General features: G+C 75.1%; 14 protein-coding genes and 2 pseudogenes. 5 read left to right on the forward strand and 11 right to left on the reverse strand.

Translation table 11 applies throughout. The features are described from left to right. Positions 1–110: 110 nt before the first annotated feature. The 5 genes from ACFYNO_RS12190 to ACFYNO_RS12210 all read right to left on the reverse strand — a co-directional run bounded on the left by ACFYNO_RS12190 (position 111) and on the right by ACFYNO_RS12210 (position 3,739). Positions 111–854 carry an SDR family NAD(P)-dependent oxidoreductase gene (locus tag ACFYNO_RS12190; protein WP_388009562.1) on the reverse strand — a complete coding sequence of 248 codons (744 nt, stop codon included), beginning with the start codon at positions 852–854 and terminating at the stop codon, positions 111–113. Between the two features lie 70 nt (positions 855–924). Continuing rightward, entirely contained in the window at positions 925–1,356 is a 432-nt protein-coding gene (locus ACFYNO_RS12195; protein WP_388009565.1) for an SRPBCC family protein, read from the reverse strand. 196 nt (positions 1,357–1,552) lie between these two features. Continuing rightward, positions 1,553–1,837, reverse strand: a complete 285-nt coding sequence (locus tag ACFYNO_RS12200; RefSeq protein ID WP_388009568.1) for a hypothetical protein — start codon at positions 1,835–1,837, stop codon at positions 1,553–1,555. Positions 1,838–1,978: 141 nt separating this feature from the next. Continuing rightward, positions 1,979–2,281, reverse strand: a complete 303-nt coding sequence (locus ACFYNO_RS12205; protein WP_388009571.1) for a DUF3040 domain-containing protein — start codon at positions 2,279–2,281, stop codon at positions 1,979–1,981. 108 nt (positions 2,282–2,389) lie between these two features. Beyond that, positions 2,390–3,739 (reverse strand): glycosyltransferase, encoded by a 1,350-nt coding sequence (locus ACFYNO_RS12210; RefSeq protein WP_388009574.1) that lies wholly within the window; start codon positions 3,737–3,739, stop codon positions 2,390–2,392. 158 nt (positions 3,740–3,897) lie between these two features. On the opposite strand from ACFYNO_RS12210, the gene ACFYNO_RS12215 reads away from it, so the two are divergent. The 5 genes and pseudogenes from ACFYNO_RS12215 (at position 3,898) to ACFYNO_RS12235 (ending at position 8,377) form a co-directional block, all read left to right on the forward strand. Further along, positions 3,898–6,003, forward strand: a complete 2,106-nt coding sequence (locus tag ACFYNO_RS12215) for a glycosyltransferase (protein ID WP_388009577.1) — start codon at positions 3,898–3,900, stop codon at positions 6,001–6,003. Positions 6,004–6,147: 144 nt separating this feature from the next. Continuing rightward, positions 6,148–6,705 (forward strand): annotated as a pseudogene (gene sigK, locus ACFYNO_RS12220) (ECF RNA polymerase sigma factor SigK); the annotation flags it as partial. 410 nt (positions 6,706–7,115) lie between these two features. Next, positions 7,116–7,334, forward strand: a complete 219-nt coding sequence (locus ACFYNO_RS12225; RefSeq protein ID WP_388009580.1) for a DUF6480 family protein — start codon at positions 7,116–7,118, stop codon at positions 7,332–7,334. Next, positions 7,328–7,546 (forward strand): annotated as a pseudogene (locus ACFYNO_RS12230) (MerR family DNA-binding transcriptional regulator); the annotation flags it as partial. The gene ACFYNO_RS12225 and the pseudogene ACFYNO_RS12230, both read left to right, overlap by 7 nt. Before the next feature lie 195 nt (positions 7,547–7,741). Continuing rightward, positions 7,742–8,377, forward strand: coding sequence for a B12-binding domain-containing protein (locus ACFYNO_RS12235; RefSeq protein WP_388009970.1), 636 nt, complete (start codon positions 7,742–7,744; stop codon positions 8,375–8,377). 36 nt (positions 8,378–8,413) lie between these two features. Here ACFYNO_RS12235 and ACFYNO_RS12240 read toward each other — a convergent pair whose 3' ends face one another. The 6 genes from ACFYNO_RS12240 to ACFYNO_RS12265 all read right to left on the reverse strand — a co-directional run bounded on the left by ACFYNO_RS12240 (position 8,414) and on the right by ACFYNO_RS12265 (position 14,161). Next, entirely contained in the window at positions 8,414–8,983 is a 570-nt protein-coding gene (locus tag ACFYNO_RS12240) for an alpha/beta fold hydrolase (RefSeq protein WP_388009583.1), read from the reverse strand. A 176-nt stretch (positions 8,984–9,159) separates the two neighbouring features. Beyond that, on the reverse strand, positions 9,160–9,954 hold the full coding sequence (locus tag ACFYNO_RS12245) for a DUF1295 domain-containing protein (RefSeq protein ID WP_388009586.1): 795 nt from the start codon (positions 9,952–9,954) through the stop codon (positions 9,160–9,162). Further along, positions 9,951–11,228 carry a class I SAM-dependent methyltransferase gene (locus ACFYNO_RS12250; protein ID WP_388009589.1) on the reverse strand — a complete coding sequence of 426 codons (1,278 nt, stop codon included), beginning with the start codon at positions 11,226–11,228 and terminating at the stop codon, positions 9,951–9,953. The genes ACFYNO_RS12245 and ACFYNO_RS12250 overlap by 4 nt, the downstream gene beginning before the upstream one ends. Then, positions 11,225–12,514, reverse strand: a complete 1,290-nt coding sequence (locus ACFYNO_RS12255; RefSeq protein ID WP_388009592.1) for a class I SAM-dependent methyltransferase — start codon at positions 12,512–12,514, stop codon at positions 11,225–11,227. The genes ACFYNO_RS12250 and ACFYNO_RS12255 overlap by 4 nt, the downstream gene beginning before the upstream one ends. A 319-nt stretch (positions 12,515–12,833) precedes the next feature. Then, the gene (locus ACFYNO_RS12260; protein WP_388009973.1) at positions 12,834–13,553 is read right to left on the reverse strand and encodes an anti-sigma factor domain-containing protein; all 720 of its coding nucleotides are present in this window, start codon (positions 13,551–13,553) and stop codon (positions 12,834–12,836) included. Positions 13,554–13,576: 23 nt separating this feature from the next. Beyond that, positions 13,577–14,161, reverse strand: a complete 585-nt coding sequence (locus ACFYNO_RS12265) for a sigma-70 family RNA polymerase sigma factor (RefSeq protein ID WP_388009595.1) — start codon at positions 14,159–14,161, stop codon at positions 13,577–13,579. Between the last annotated feature and the right edge of the window lie 230 nt (positions 14,162–14,391).

Raw genomic sequence — 14,391 nt, forward strand, 5'->3', positions numbered from 1 at the left:
GGGCATCAGTATCGATGCCGCGTACGGACCTGGACGTCGGTTCCGGCTCCGGCGGCCACGGGCCGGGTCCACTGGGTCTGCGCGCTCCCAGAGGCGGGAGCGGGGGCTGTTCACGGGGCGCCTTCCGCACGGTCGGCGGGGTTGGGCCCGGCCGGCGCGCTCACCGGGTCTCCGTGCCGGCGATCGGGGTGCACGACGGCGGCGCCGTGGCGCAGGCCGTCGAGGACCGCCGCGACCCACGGTCCCATCTCGGCCCCCGGGGGCAGGGGCGGTGGCGTCCCGGTGAGGGAGCGCCCGGCGAACCCGGTGTCCAGGTGCGGCAGGCGCGCGTCCAGCACGGTGAGACCGTGCCGGCGGTGCTCGGCGCGCACCGAGTCGAGCCAGGCGGCCAGGGCGGCCTTGGACGCGCGGTAGGCGGCGGTGCCGGGCACCGGGCGGTCCACGATGACCCCGGTCAGCGCCCCGATCGCACCTGGCGGCGAGAGGACGCCCAAGGCGCCTTCGAGGACCGCCATCGGCGCCGACGCGTTCACCGCCATCAGATGTTCCTGGACCGCGAGGGGAACCTCCCGGGCCCGGCCGAAGGCGACCGCGCCGAAGGTGACCAGCACCGCGTCCAGGCCGCCCAAGGCCTGGGCGGCCCCCGCGGCGAGCTCACCGCAGCGCTCCAGGTCGTAGGCGTCGAACACCTCCTGCCGCACGGCGCCCACCCGGCGTGCCACCACATCCAGGCGGGCCCGGTCCCGTCCGGCCACGGCCACCCGGGCCCCTCGCGCGGCTGCGGCGCCAGCCACCTCGCCGCCGATCACCCCGGTGGCTCCCGCCACCAGAAGTCGCCATCCGTCGAACTCCACAGCCGCCTCCCGCAGCGTCTCGAAGAAGGACCGCCCAGGCGGATCCGCGCCCGATCCCCGCAGGGGCGGGTCAGTGTGCTGCCAGCACCCGGGGAAGCCGCTCGGCGACGGCGTCCGCGAGGCGTTCGAACTCGCCCGTCAGGAACGGCGCCGCAAGGCGCGCCAGGCCGTGGAAGCGCAGCGAAGCGCGGTAGACCACGAGCGTGCGGTCCCCGGAGGCGCGGAGCGTGATGTCGTCGGTGGCCGTGACGGTGGAGTTGTGGCCGACGAACACCAGCCGGTCGCTCCGGTACTCCTCCAGCCGGTATTCCAGATCGGTCCGGCGACCCCTGAACCGCGAGGTGTTGCGCCAGCGCGACCCGGTCGCCACCGGACCGGGGTCCAGACGCACGCAGGCCTCGGTGCCCGGATCCCACTCCACCGTGTGCCCGAAGTCCGCCAGGTACCTCAGCACCTCCTCGGCGGGACGTTCGAGCGCCATGCTGCGTTCCACGCTGATCATCCTGTCCACCTCTCGGGTCGTGGCCGCCTGCGCGCGGGCCGCCATGTCGTGTTCGGCGCGGACGCGTTCCCGGATGGCGGCTCGGACCGGCCTCGCAGAACCCGATGACGCCACTGCGGCGACCCGCAGGCGGGTCGCCGCAGAGAGTCCCGGGCGGCGTGGTGCCTTCAGCGGGGCCCTACGCACGGCCGGGCGTTCACCCGGCCCGGTCGCCCGGGTCGCCGGGCCACGCGGCACCCGGGACCTTGGCGGCTGCGGGTTCCTGCCGCTCGTAGCCGGCCAGCGCCAGCCCGAGCGCGAAGAACGTGGGGGCCCACTCGCCCACGAAGATGCCCCACCGGTCGGCACGTTCGACCCCGGCCTGTTCGGCCTTCATCGACGCGACCCAACTCAGCAGGGACAGTCCGACGGACCCGAACGCCGCCGCGTAGGCGTGTTCGCTGGTGATTCCGGCTTCGTGGAGCCGACGCACGATGGTCATGACGCCTCCGACTGTCTGTGATGCGGATCCCCCGTCTCCTCCCACCCTCGAGCCGACTCCCCGGACCGTGGCAGTCGCATCGTTGGTGCATCGCCCGCTGTGCCGTGCCGCCTCCGGCCGGTCCCGGGTGGCGGGCCCGCCTCAGGCCAGCCGCATCCGGGCAAGGTGCCGGAACACGAGGGTGAACAGCAGCGCCGAGGCTCCCGATCCGACGGCCGCGACGGGCGCGGCCGCCGCGTCCGCGCCCGCGTACAGCGCTCCGCCCGCGGTCAGGGCGGCCAGGGCGGAGTCCAGGACCGCGAGGAACCGGGGCCGGTGCCACAGGCGCGTCCACAGCGCCGGGCGGGCGGCGAGCAGGCGATCCAGTGCCGGATCGTCCTGCCGCAGGTGGGCTTCGATGCCGTCGAGTGCCCGCTGCTCGCGGGCGGTCAGGGATGTGGTCACGGTGCTGCCGCCTCTCGCTCCTCGCCGTTGCCTGACAGCGTCCCGGCGCTGGGGCGCCGCGCCAGTCGCAGCGTTTCCGCGCCCCGGCCAGGTCTCGCGGTGAGGTCGTCAGGGGCGGGTGGGCATGGCCTGCACGAGCGCGGAGGCGGCCCAGGCCGGGCCGTGCGGGCGCTGGCGGGCGCTGAGCCCGGTGAGGCGGTGGCCCGGCCCGGCGAGGAGCGCGGCGACGGCCTGTCCGGCGGCGTCGGGGGTGAGGGTGTTGGGGTCCAGGCACCGGCCGGCACCGGCGCGTTCGGCGTCGTGGGCGATGGCGAACTGGTCGCTGGAGAACGGCAGGACCAGCGCGGGCACGGCGGCGTGCAGGCATTCGGTGAAGGAGTTGTTGCCGCCGTGGTGGACCATCGCGCTCGCGTGCTGGAGGAGTTCCTGCTGCGGGACCATCGGGGCGACGTGCAGCCGTTCCGGAGTGGCGTCGCGCAGCAGTGGATGGGCCGTGACGGCGGCGACGCGCTCACCGGCGGCAACGATCACCGATGCCGGGGTGTGCCGGAGAATCCCTGCTGAGGCGGTGGCCAGCACGTCGTCGCGGGCGGACAGGAACGTGCCCAACGCGACCAGCACCACCGGGCGGTCACCACTCGTCAGGCGGGTGCGGACGGCCTGCCAGCGCTCGTCCAGCGGTTCGGGGCCGCCCTCGGGCAGCAGGTGCCCGGCGTACAGGGCCCGGGGGCCGGCCGGAGCGGGCGGCAGCCAGGGCAGGCGGGGGTAGTTGAAGACGACGGCGTGCGGGGAGCACAGGGCGAAGGCCCGCTCGGGTACCGGTCGGCCGGGCGCGTGTCGCCGGGTGAGCGCCTGGAACGCGGCGGTGAACGCGGCGTCGTTCGCCGCCGCCGCGCCGCGCAGCCGCCCGAGCTCCTCCGCCGAGGGGTGCAGGGTGTGCGGCCAGGCGTAGGGGAGGCCGAAGTAGCCGTGCGGGGTGGTCGGGAGGTAGCTGGGGTGGCCGGGGCAGAAGGTGGCGAAGGGCAGGGCGAGGCAGTGCAGGGCGAGGGTCGCGGAGTAGGAGAGCTGGTCGACGAGGTACCAGTCGGGGTGCAGCCGCCGGTCGAGGTCGGCGAGTTCGTGCAGGACCTGCTCGGGGTCGGCGAGCATGTCGTCGGCGCGGTGGCGGGCCTGGGTGAGGAGGGTCGCGGTCGGCCCGTGGTGCGTCGCGTCGAGAAACTCCCGCAGGCGGTCGGCTTCGGCGCGGTTCTGCCGGGTGGCTTCGGCCGTGCCGTGGTTGGCGTTGCGTGTGACGGCCAGCTCGGTGAAGCCGAGACCGTGGCGGCCCGCGAGCTCGGCGAAGGCCGGGGTGCAGGCGAAGTCGACGCGGGCGCCGTGACGGGTCAGCGCGCCGCCGAGGGTGGCCAGCGGCCGGGCGTGTGAGTGGAAGGGTGGGCTGATCACGACCACACGGGTCATGCTGTCCTCCGTCGAGGTCACGCTGCTCGTAGGGCCTTCGATGATGCCAGGCGCGAACCGGCGCTCTCCTTCCCGCGCGCTGCGACGCCGGTCCAATCCGCTCCACCTCCGCCTTCCGAAGACGCCGGCGACCGGACGGCTGCACGGGAGGATGCGCGATGACCCACCACCTGACACCGGCCGAGGCGGCGGCGCCCCCGCGAAGCGGCCCCGCGGACGCCGGCGTTCTCGCGGCATGGCGCAGGTTCCACTGGGCCCAGGACCTCAGCGCGGTGCCCGGCGGTGATCTGCTCGGCCGACTCGCCCAGGCCGAGTACGGCGGGTCCTGGGGCCGCTTCGATGCGGTGCTGTCCGTCGCCGACCGGCGCACCGCGGGCCTTCGCCAGCTCGCCCGGCGCGAACGCGCCGTCCCGGCGCGGGTGCTGGCCGCCGCGGGTGCGGCCACCGACCTGCAGTCGTGGGAGCGGACCGCCCTCGCGGAGGCCTGGGAACGCAGCGCACGCCTGGATGCAGGGGCGAGCGCGACCGCCGAGATCCGGCGCAGGCTGCTCGCGGATCCCGGCCCCGCGCAGACCGCGTTCCTGCTGGACGTGGCGGACGCGCACGGCCTGCGGCCGCTCTCACCGGCGGAAGCGGTCGGACGGGCGCCCGCCGGCCGTCGGGCGGCCCACGCGCTGTGGCGCTACCTGTCGGGTCTGCCGGGGGGCGTTGCCCTGCTGCCTGACCCGGACCGGCGCAGCGACGGCTACGAGCAGTTGCTGCTCTCCGCCTGCGCCCACCGGTCCGACCCGGGCGCGCCGTCCGGCCGGCGGTTCAGGACCGCGTTCGCCGCCTTGGCCGCGCCCCGGCCGCGGCCCCTGGTGGTCGCGCAGTCGATGCTGCTGGGCCGCATCGAGGAACCGGGCGCCGGACTCAGCGGCGGTATGAGCGTGCTCCTCACCGGGCTGGGAGAGGCCCTGACCGCCGACGCACGTATCGCACGGGTCCTCACTCTCACCACCGCCCGGCCCGACGAGGTGGAACACCACGCGCTGGCCCAGCCGACCGGCAGGTCCCAGCTGCTGGTAGGACTGCCCGTGGACACGCCGCGCCCGCTCGACCCGCACACCGCCGCCGAACACCAGGCGGCGCTGGCCTGGTGGACCGCACGGGTCTTCGAACTCCCAGGCGCCCGCCCGGACATCGTGCACGTCAGGTTCGCCGACGACTCCTCGCTCGCCGTCGCCCGCGCCGCACGCGCCCACGGCGCCAAGCTCGCGTTCACCGTCACCCCCGACCCCCACCGCACGATCGACGAACGGCACGCCGGCCTGCCACCGGAGCAGACCGGCGACGCGGCCCGCGCGCTGCGCCTGGACCTGCACCGGGTCTTCGTCGCCGACCGCCTCGTGGCCCGCGCCGATCTGCTGGTGGCCATGCCGGCGAGGCCGGGAACGGGGGAGCTCGCGGCGCACTTCCCCCAGCTGGCGGACCGACCCGTCCATGTCCAGCCCGAGGGCATCGCCCCCTTCCGGCCCGCCGCGGGCGACGGCGCGACGACGCTCGACCTGCTCGCACGCCTGTACGGCGGCACGGGCGCGGGCGGTCTGGAGGCCGCCGACCGCGGGCTGCCGCTGCTGCTGTGCGTGGGACGGCTCCACCCCGTCAAGCAGCAGGAGCACCTGGTGCGCGCCTGGATGCTCGCGGGCCTCCACCACCGCACCACCCTGCTGCTGATCGGCGGATCCCCTGCGGACCCCACCGCTGTCGAAACGGACGTCCGCAGCCGGATCGCCGAACTCCTCGCGACCGACCCGGTCGCCGGGCGCCGCGCCGCCCTGTGGCCCGCGCTGCCCAACCGGCAGGTCCGGCTGCTGGAACGAGCGCTGGCACAGGCCGGGCCAGGAGCCGCCCTGTACGTGTGCCCCAGCGCCAAGGAGGAGTTCGGCCTGGCCGTGCTGGAGGCCATGGAAGCAGGCCTTGCGGCGGCCGCCCCGCGGCGCGGCGGCGCCTCCCACTACCTGCGCGACGGCGTCAACGGACGCCTGCTGGCCACCGAGTCGGTCGAGGGCTTGGCCGAGGGCCTGTCCTCCCTGCTCGCCACCCCCACGCCGGACCTGGTGGCGATGGCGCGGGCCGGGGCCGCGACAGTACGCGAGAGGTTCGGCATCGACACCGTGGCCGCGTCCCTGACGCGGGCGTACCAGGCCGCTCTCGAACCCGTCCACCGTGATGGGTGCCCGGACCAGGAGGGCGGAGGGGCGGGTGCCCCGCCTCGCGGCTGAGGCCGTTCAAGTCCGGAACCGCCCGGCCGGGCCCGCCGGTGCGCGCGGCCTCGCGGCCACCGGCCGGCCGGGCCGGGAATGTCCAAAACGCTGCACAAACGGTCCGACTGGGCCTGCCGAGGTGAATCGCTGCACGTTGAGTGCGTGAACGTGTCGAGGAGGGCCGACTGCCGTGCAGCGGCTGGTGATGACCTGACCCGCCTGCTCCGACGGGTCGCGAACGGTGACGAGGCGGCTTTCGAGACGCTGTACCGCGCGGTTGCCGGGCCGGTGTACGGCGTGGCGCTGCGGACGGTGCGCAGCCCGGCGCACGCCGAGGAGGTGGCGCAGGAGGTGCTGCTCGAGCTGTGGCGCACCGCCGCCGCGTACCGCCCCGAGCGCGGGTCGGTGCTCACCTGGGTGCTGACCATCGCCCACCGCCGGGCGGTCGACCGGGTGCGGTCCGCGCAGGCGTCGGCGGATCGTGACCGGCGGGTGGGCTGCTGGGAGACGGCGTCGAGCGATCCGCTGGAGGAGCAGGCGGTCCGTGCACTCGACCGCCAGTGGGTCCGGTCGGCGCTCGGGCAGCTGAGTCCGGTGCAGCGGGAGGCTGTGGTGCTGGCCTACTACGGCGGGTACACCCAGCGGGAGATCGCGCAGCGGGTCGGGGTGCCGCTGGGCACCGTCAAGACCCGGATCCGGGACGGGCTGATCCGGTTGCGGGCGGTGATAGCGCCCGACGGAGAGCTGACGAGGCCGGGAGGTCCGGCTGCCGGCCCGGCCTTCGTCCCGGGACGGATGGCAGGGGCTGGGCGATGACGGCGGCGGGTCCGGCGCCGGATCGGTGTGGGAGGACCCGCGTCCGCCTGCCGCCCGTCGGTCACCGGCGGGATCACGGGCCCGTTCAGAGGCGCGGCGGGGACCGCACGACGGTGAGCGCCTCGCACCGCGTACGCGGTCACCTCGGCTTCGCGCCGGTCCCGGCCGATGCGCAGACGGTGCGACTGGGCGCCCGAGCCAGGCCGGACAACCATGGTCCCGGAGGATCCCGGCCTGCCCGGTCGCCGAGCGGCCGGAGCCCGGCGCACCCGATCTCCCACGAGTACCGAAGACCCCAGCAGCGGGAGGATGCCATGACCCCCGAAGAGCAGAGAAGCGTTCGCGAGCGCGTCGTGCCCGCGAGTCCTCCGACCGAGACGCCGGAATGCGAGGCGTCGACGTGCGCGGGCATCTCGACCCCGGAGTCGGTCGAGCTGCACACCGCCTGGCCCTCCTGGATTCCGCTGCTCGTGATCGCCGTCATGGTCGTGTGCTGCGTGGGCTTCGCCGTGGGGAGGATCGCGGGATGGTGACCTCCTCCGCCGCTCACGGCACCCGAGCACACGGCGGTGCCCCCGGTGCCTCTGAGCTCCCGGACGGGGTGGGGCTGCCGACCGGGGGCGTGGCTCAGCGGCTCGGCGTCTCCCCCACCACGGTCCGGTCCTGGGAACGGCGTTACGGGATCGGTCCCGCTCACCGCGAGGCCGGCCACCACCGCCGCTGGAGCCCGCAGGACATCGCCGTCCTGGAGGCCATGTGCCACCTGACGGCCCGCGGGGTGCCACCCGGCGAGGCCGCCCGCGCGGCCCTCGCCGAGCGCCTGCCTGACGACGACCCCGGCACGACGAGTCCCGTCCCCGGCGAAACGGACGCCGGCGTCCCGGAAGGTGACCGACCAGGCCGCGGCCCTGCGGGAAGCCGGGCACTTCGGGTCGGAGCGGTGCGCCCCGAATGCCGCGGCCTGGCCCGCGCGGCGGTGCGCCTCGACGCACCGGCGATCGTCGGCATCCTGCGCGAAGCGGTCGAGGAGCTCGGGGTCGTCGACGCGTGGACCGAGGTGATGATGCCAGCTCTGCGCGCCGCCGGCCGCAAGTGGGCCGGCGACGGCGAACAGTACGTGGAGGTGGAGCACCTGTTGTCCTGGCACGTCTCCTGTGTGCTGCGGGGTGTGGCGGTGGGGACGGTCCCGCTCCGGCCGGTGCCGCCGGTCCTGCTGGCCGCGGCGCCCGCCGAACTGCACACTCTCCCGCTGGAAGCCACGGCCGCGGCGCTGGCCGAGCGCGGCCTGCCCTTTCGGATGCTGGGCGCGGCCGTGCCGCCGCGGGCGCTGCTCGACGCCGTCCAGCGGCTGGGCCCCAGGGCCGTGATGCTCTGGTCCCAGGACCGGCGCAGCGCCGACCACGAGCTCCTCGGCCGGGTCGGGTCGAGCCTGTGGGGCGGGCGGGGCTCCCGCGGTGGCGCGGTGGTCGTCGGCGCCGGTCCCGGGTGGGCTCGCGGCACACTGCCGCGGGGCGCGGCCAGTCCTCGCACCCTGGAGGACGCGGTCGACCTGCTCGAGCAGGCGATGACGGACTGACCCCCGCCCCGCCGGACCCGGGTGTCCGCCTTCTCCTCAGCGGGTGTCGCGAGCGGAGTGTTCGGCTTTCTCCGGCCCGGGGCCCCAGGTCAGGATCGCGGCCGTGTAGTCGGCGGCCAGGCGGTGCCACCGGCGGGCACCGCGGAGCATGGCGTGGCCACCGGTGGGCATGGCCACGGTCTGTACGTCGGCTCCGGCGGCTCGGGCTCTGCGGGCGAAGGCCCAGGTCTGCTGTGCGGAGGTGACAGTGTCGTCCTCGTCGTGCAGGAACACCGCCGCCTTGCCGCGCAGGTGGGCGACGGGTTCGCCGGGCGGGCACCAGGGTGCCAGCGCGACGACGCCGCGCACCGTCGTGCCACCGGCGGCGGCCAGGGCCGCTCGCCCGCCCATCGAGTGGCCGATCAGGACCACCGGCACGTGCGGTGCCAGGCGGGACAGCGCGTCAAGGGCGCTGGCGGTGTCGTGGACGGGGTCGGCGCGGTGCCTGTTCCATCCGCGGCAGCGGTAGCCGACCTGCGCGAGGAGCACGTCCCGGCCCCAGGGGCGGCGGCCGATCTCGGCCCCGAAGAAGCCCATCCGCAGTGCGGGCAGGCTGAGCCGGGGCACCGGCTGGAGACTGTCCGCCTTGCCGCCGGGCAACAGGAGCACGGCGGCGGCGGGCCGTTCGGGCAGATGGCGCAGGAGCAGCCGGCCCGCACCCCCGGTGTCCGTGCCGGGGCCGGCAGGGTGTGCCGGCGGTGACGGCTGCGGTGTCGGGGCGCGTCGTGTCCCCCATGGCGGGCTCATCGGCGCGGAGGGCGGGGCAGGAAGCCGCTGGTGCGGGCGAGGTAGGCGTCCCAGCCCGGTTTGCTGGAGCCGAGCCGGCGTTCCAGCAGGGGCTTGCCGCTGCCGAAGGCGAGCAGGTAGGTCATCAGGACGGGGCTGAGCACGAAGGCCCAGCCGATCGGCTCGGCGGCGCCGAGCAGGAACAGGCCCCACCAGACGCAGGCGTCGCCGAAGTAGTTCGGGTGCCGCGTCCAGGCCCACAGGCCGCGGTCCATCACCTGGCCGCGGTTGGCGGGGTCGGCCTTGAACCGGGCCAGCTGCCAGTCGCCGACCGTCTCGAAGAACATGCCGACCGTCCACAGGGCGATCGCGGCGACGGTGAGCGGGCCCAGCGGGCGGTCGAGGTACTGGGCGGCCTGCACGGGCAGGGACACGAACCAGACGATCGCCGCCTGCAGCAGGTAGACCATGCGCAGGGCGTAGAGGTTGCGGCGCCCGCCCGGGGCCTTGGCGAGCATCCGGTCGTAGCGGGGGTCCTCGCCGTGGCCGCGCGAACGCGACCGGATGTGGGCCGACAGCCGCAGCCCCCACACCGTCACCAGCGCGGTGACGAGCAGACGGCGTCCGGGATCACCGTGCCCGGCGGAGAGGGCGTACCCGGTCCAGGCGACGGCGGTGAACGCCAGGCCCCAGGCGACGTCGACCCCCCGATGACGGCCGGTGCGCACGCCGACGGCGAAGGCGAGCAGCAGGACGACGAGGGCGGCGCCGGCGGTGGCGGCGAGGTTGGTCGCGAAGGCGGCGGCGTTCACGAGGACCGCTCCTGGGCCTGGTACCAGTCCAGCGGGGTGGCGGGGGCTCCGCTGGTGCCGGTGGTGGTGGGGCGGACGGCGAGGATCTGGTCCACACCCATCCGCCGTTCGGCGAACGCCAGCGAGCTGCCGGCCAGGTAGAGCCGCCACAGGCGCACCGTCGGCTCGCCGACCAGGGCGGTGAACTCGGCGCGGTGCTCGTCGAGGCGCTCGTGCCAGGCGTCGATGGTGCGGGCGTAGTGCTCGCGCAGCGCTTCGACGTTGCGCACCTCCAGTCCCGCGCGCTCCAGCAGGGCGACGGTGTCGCCGACCGGGCGCATGTGCATGTCGGGGGCGATGTACGTCTCGATGAACGCCCCGCCGCCGGGCGCCACCGTGGAGCGGGACATCTGCTGGACCAGCAGGCGGCCCTCGGGCCGCAGCAGGCTGTGCAGGCGGCGGGCGAAGGCGGGGTACTCCTGGTCGCCGACGTGCTCGCCCATCTCGATGCAGCTGATCGCGTCGAAGGGGCCGGCGGCGATCTCGCGGTAGTCACACAGCAGCACCTCCACCCGGTCGGTGAGGCCGGCGGCTTCGACGGCGGCGGTGGCGAAGGCGTGCTGGCGCTGGGAGAGGGTGACGGCGGTGACCCGGGCGCCGAAGTGGCGGGCGGCGTGCACGGCCAGCGCGCCCCAGCCGCAGCCGATGTCCAGCAGGCGGCTGCCGGGGTTCAGGGCGAGTTTGCGGCAGACCAGGTCGAACTTGGCTTCCTGTGCGGTCTGCAGGCTGTCGCTCTTGGGGGTCCAGTAGGCGCATGAGTAGGCCATCGCCTCCCCCAGGAGCAGGGCGTAGAACTCGTTGGAGAGGTCGTAGTGGTGGCTGATCACCGCGCGGTCGCGGGCGCGGCTGTGCAGCGAGCCGCGCACCCGGGCGCGGCCGCCGGGCGGTTGGGGGCGCGGGCCGAGGACGCCGAGGCGGGCCGCGGTCCCCAGCAGCGCCGGCCACTCGCGCAGACCCGGGCGGACGGGGCCGCGGCCGGCGAGCGCCGCCCGTACCCGGGACAGGGCCGGGGCGAGGTCGCCTTCGATGTCGAGGTCACCGCTGATCCAGGCGTCGGCCAGGCCCAGTTCGCCGGGCTGCCAGAGCAGGCGGCGCAGCGCGCGCCGGTTGCGCAACGTCACCGTCGGCGCGTCCGCCGGGCCGGCGGTCGAGCCGTCCCAGGCCTTGATGCGCAGCGGGAGGGGCCTGCCGATGAGGTGGGTGAGCTGGTCGGTGAGCAGCTGGGCGGTGGTCATCGAGTGGGCTCCGGGCGGGTGAGGAGGATCTGCTGGACGTCGAGGTAGCCGGCGGCGAACCCGGCCTCGGAGTAGGCCAGGTACAGCTCCCACATGCGGCGGAAGACCTGGTCGAAGCCGAGGGCGTCGACCTCGTCGGCGCGTTCCGTGAAGCGTTCGCGCCACAGTCGCAGAGTCTGCGCGTAGTGGGGGCCGAAGGAGTCGCAGTCGGCCACGCGCAGGTCGGTGTGCTGTGCGGTGGCCTGCCGGATCGCCTCGGTGGAGGGGATCTGACCGCCGGGGAAGATGTACTTGAGGATCCAGGTGTAGGTGCCGCTGCTGGCGAGCATCCGCTCGTGCGGCATGGTGATCGCCTGCAGCGCCACCCGCCCGCCGGGGGCCAGGACCCGGTCGATGGTGGCGAAGTAGACGGGCCAGAACGGCCGGCCGACCGCCTCGACCATCTCCACGCTCACCACCGCGTCGAACTCGCCTTCGACGGCGCGGTAGTCGCACAGCCGCACCTCGACCCGGTCCGCGAGGCCGGCGTCCGCGATCCGGCGCCGGGCGAGGGCCTGTTGCTCCTCGGAGAGCGTGAGGCTGATGACCGTGGCGCCGCGGGCGGCGGCACGGATCGCGAGTTCGCCCCAGCCGGTGCCGATCTCCAGCACCCGGCTGCCCGAGCGGACGTGGGCCAGGTCCAGGAGACGGTCGATCTTGCGGTGCTGGGCCTCGGCCAGGCCCTCCCAGGAAGCGAGCGGCGTGCCGTCCTGCGCGGTGGGGAAGATCGCCGAGGAGTAGGACAGGGTGCGGTCGAGGAAGAGCTCGAACAGGTCGTTGGACAGGTCGTAGTGCCGGTGGATGTTGGTGCGGGCGTTGTCCGGGGTGCTCAGCTCGGCGGCGGGCGGGCGCTGGACGTACAGGCGGCGCAGCCACTGCGCGCCGGTGGGCACCAGCGTTTCGGGGGCGGTCGCCAGTTCGGTGAGCAGCGCGACCAGGTCGGGCGAGTCCCAGTCGCCGGCCTGGTAGGACTCTCCGAAGCCGATCAGGCCGCTCTGGCCGATGCGGTGGAAGAACGCGTCGGGGCGGTGCAGGCGCAGGGCGGGGGCCGTGGCGGGTGCGGGGGCCAGCAGGCGCTCGCCGGGCAGTTCGACGCGCAGGCCGCGGCGGCGGGCGATGCGGACGAGCAGCCGCCGCGCCACGGCGGCGCGGACGGGTACGTACGGGGTCCGGGCCACGTCCGGCCAGTGGCGCGCGTCCACCAGGGCCGGTGCGGCGGGTGCGAGGGGTTCGGCGGACCAGGTCATGACGCGGAGACCTTCTGCTGGGACGCGTGGGCGCGGCGGGCGGCCGTCGTAGCAGCGACCCCCGCCCCGATCACGGCAGCCGTCCCGCCGCCACCCTCGCCACCGGGACGCCGCGCGACCGCACCAGCCGACCGCTCCTGCACCGGAAACACCATCGTGCCCTCCCTCACGGGCGGCCCCTCCTCAGGGCTCGCCCACCGTCGTGCTCACTGCTCCTTCGGAGCACGCAGCGGTGAGGATTGCTCCGAACGTGAGCGCGGGCCCGCACGCCGCGCGCGGCCGCGGTGCGGCGTCCTCACTCGCAGGAACCGGCCCCGGTTCAGCTGAACGGCAGGAGCAGCAGAGGCCGGCCGCTCGGATGCTGCGAGCCGCCCGCGGGTTCGACGGTCACGCCGATGCCGGCCGCGTCCTTGATCTTCCCGTCGAGCAGCACGGTCCCCGAGGAGGCCGCCAGCAGCCCGCCCGGGCGCATGGTCCCGGCGTCGTCGAACCACAGCTCGTACGTCGTGCCGGACGCCAGCGCGGGCAGCCCGTCGGCCAGGAATCCGGCCTGGCCCAGGTGCTGCGACCACACCACCGTGCCGGTGCCCGCGCCGGTGCGCGCCGTCGCGGTCCGCGCGTCGGGGGCGGCCAGCAGCGCGGTCAGCTGCGCCTGCTGCGTCTGCAGCTGCTCTGCCCGCACGCTCGCGTGCTCGGCCCGCTGGTACTGCTGGACCGCGATCCCGCCCAGACCGGTGGCCGCCGCCACGCACGCGGCGAGGGCCAGCCGCGACCACGCCCGCCGCCGCCCGCCGCCGCGCCCGGCGATCGCCTCGCCGGGTGTGCTCAGCGGCGGAAGCTGACGTGTCGTGGCCGCCTGTGCCAGGACCCGCGCCTTGAGCGCGGTCGGCGGTACCACCGTCTCGGCCGCGCCCAGGCGCGCGAGCGTGTCCTGGAACTCCGCCACCTCCACCGCACACGCCTCGCACAGCAGCAGATGGCGCTCGAACGCCTCCCGCTCCGGCTCGTCGAGCGCATGGGCGGCGTACGCCCCGGTCATGGTGTGCAGATCCGCGGAGATCGTCACGACGCCACCCCCAGGCAGTCGCGCAGCCGGATCAGCCCGTCGCGCATCCGTGTCTTGATGGTGCCCAGCGGCACCCCGAGCATGTCGGCGACTTCCCGGTAGGAGAAGCCCCGGTAGTACGCCATGGAGACCGACTCGCGCTGAAGGTCCGTCAGGCTTCTCAGGCAGCGCCGCACCTGCTCGCGCTCCAGCCTGCCCTCGACCTGCTCGGCCACCTCGTCGAACGCCGGCACGTGGGAGCGGGCCGCCGCCCGCTGCTCGCGCTCGGTGGCCGCCTGCGCCGAGCGCACCCGGTCCACGGCCCGGCGGTGCGCGATGGTCAGCACCCAGGACATCACCTCGCCGCGCTCGGGCTGGTAACGCGCCGCGCTGCGCCACACCTCCAGCATCACCTCCTGCGTCACCTCCTCCGACTGGGCCGGGTCACGCAGCACCCGCCGCACCAGGCCGAACACCGGCCCGGCGACCGCGTCGTACAGCTGCCCGAACGCCGTCTGGTCGCCGAACGCCACCTGCGCGAGCAGTTCCTTCAGATCCGGACCCCGGCGCTGGGGGGCTGAGAGGTGGACAACGGTGTTCACCGGCACTCCCCGGTCCCGCGCGAAGGCCGGGCCGGCGGTGCGGCGGGGCGGCATGGGCCGCCGGCGGGCCGGCAGTGGGGCATGAGGACCTCCGAGAACACGTAGGAGCGCGTCTGACCGAATCGCGCACCCCTCGTTCGGATCCGCGCCCCGGGCGGATTGGTGGCCGCGCCCGGGAATCTCGGCGCTCGACCACCGTGTGCTCCGGATGGGCGGGCTGCAACGGCACC

This window comes from Kitasatospora sp. NPDC006697, from assembly GCF_042869935.1.
In the GTDB taxonomy this organism is placed as follows: Bacteria; Actinomycetota; Actinomycetes; order Streptomycetales; family Streptomycetaceae; genus Kitasatospora.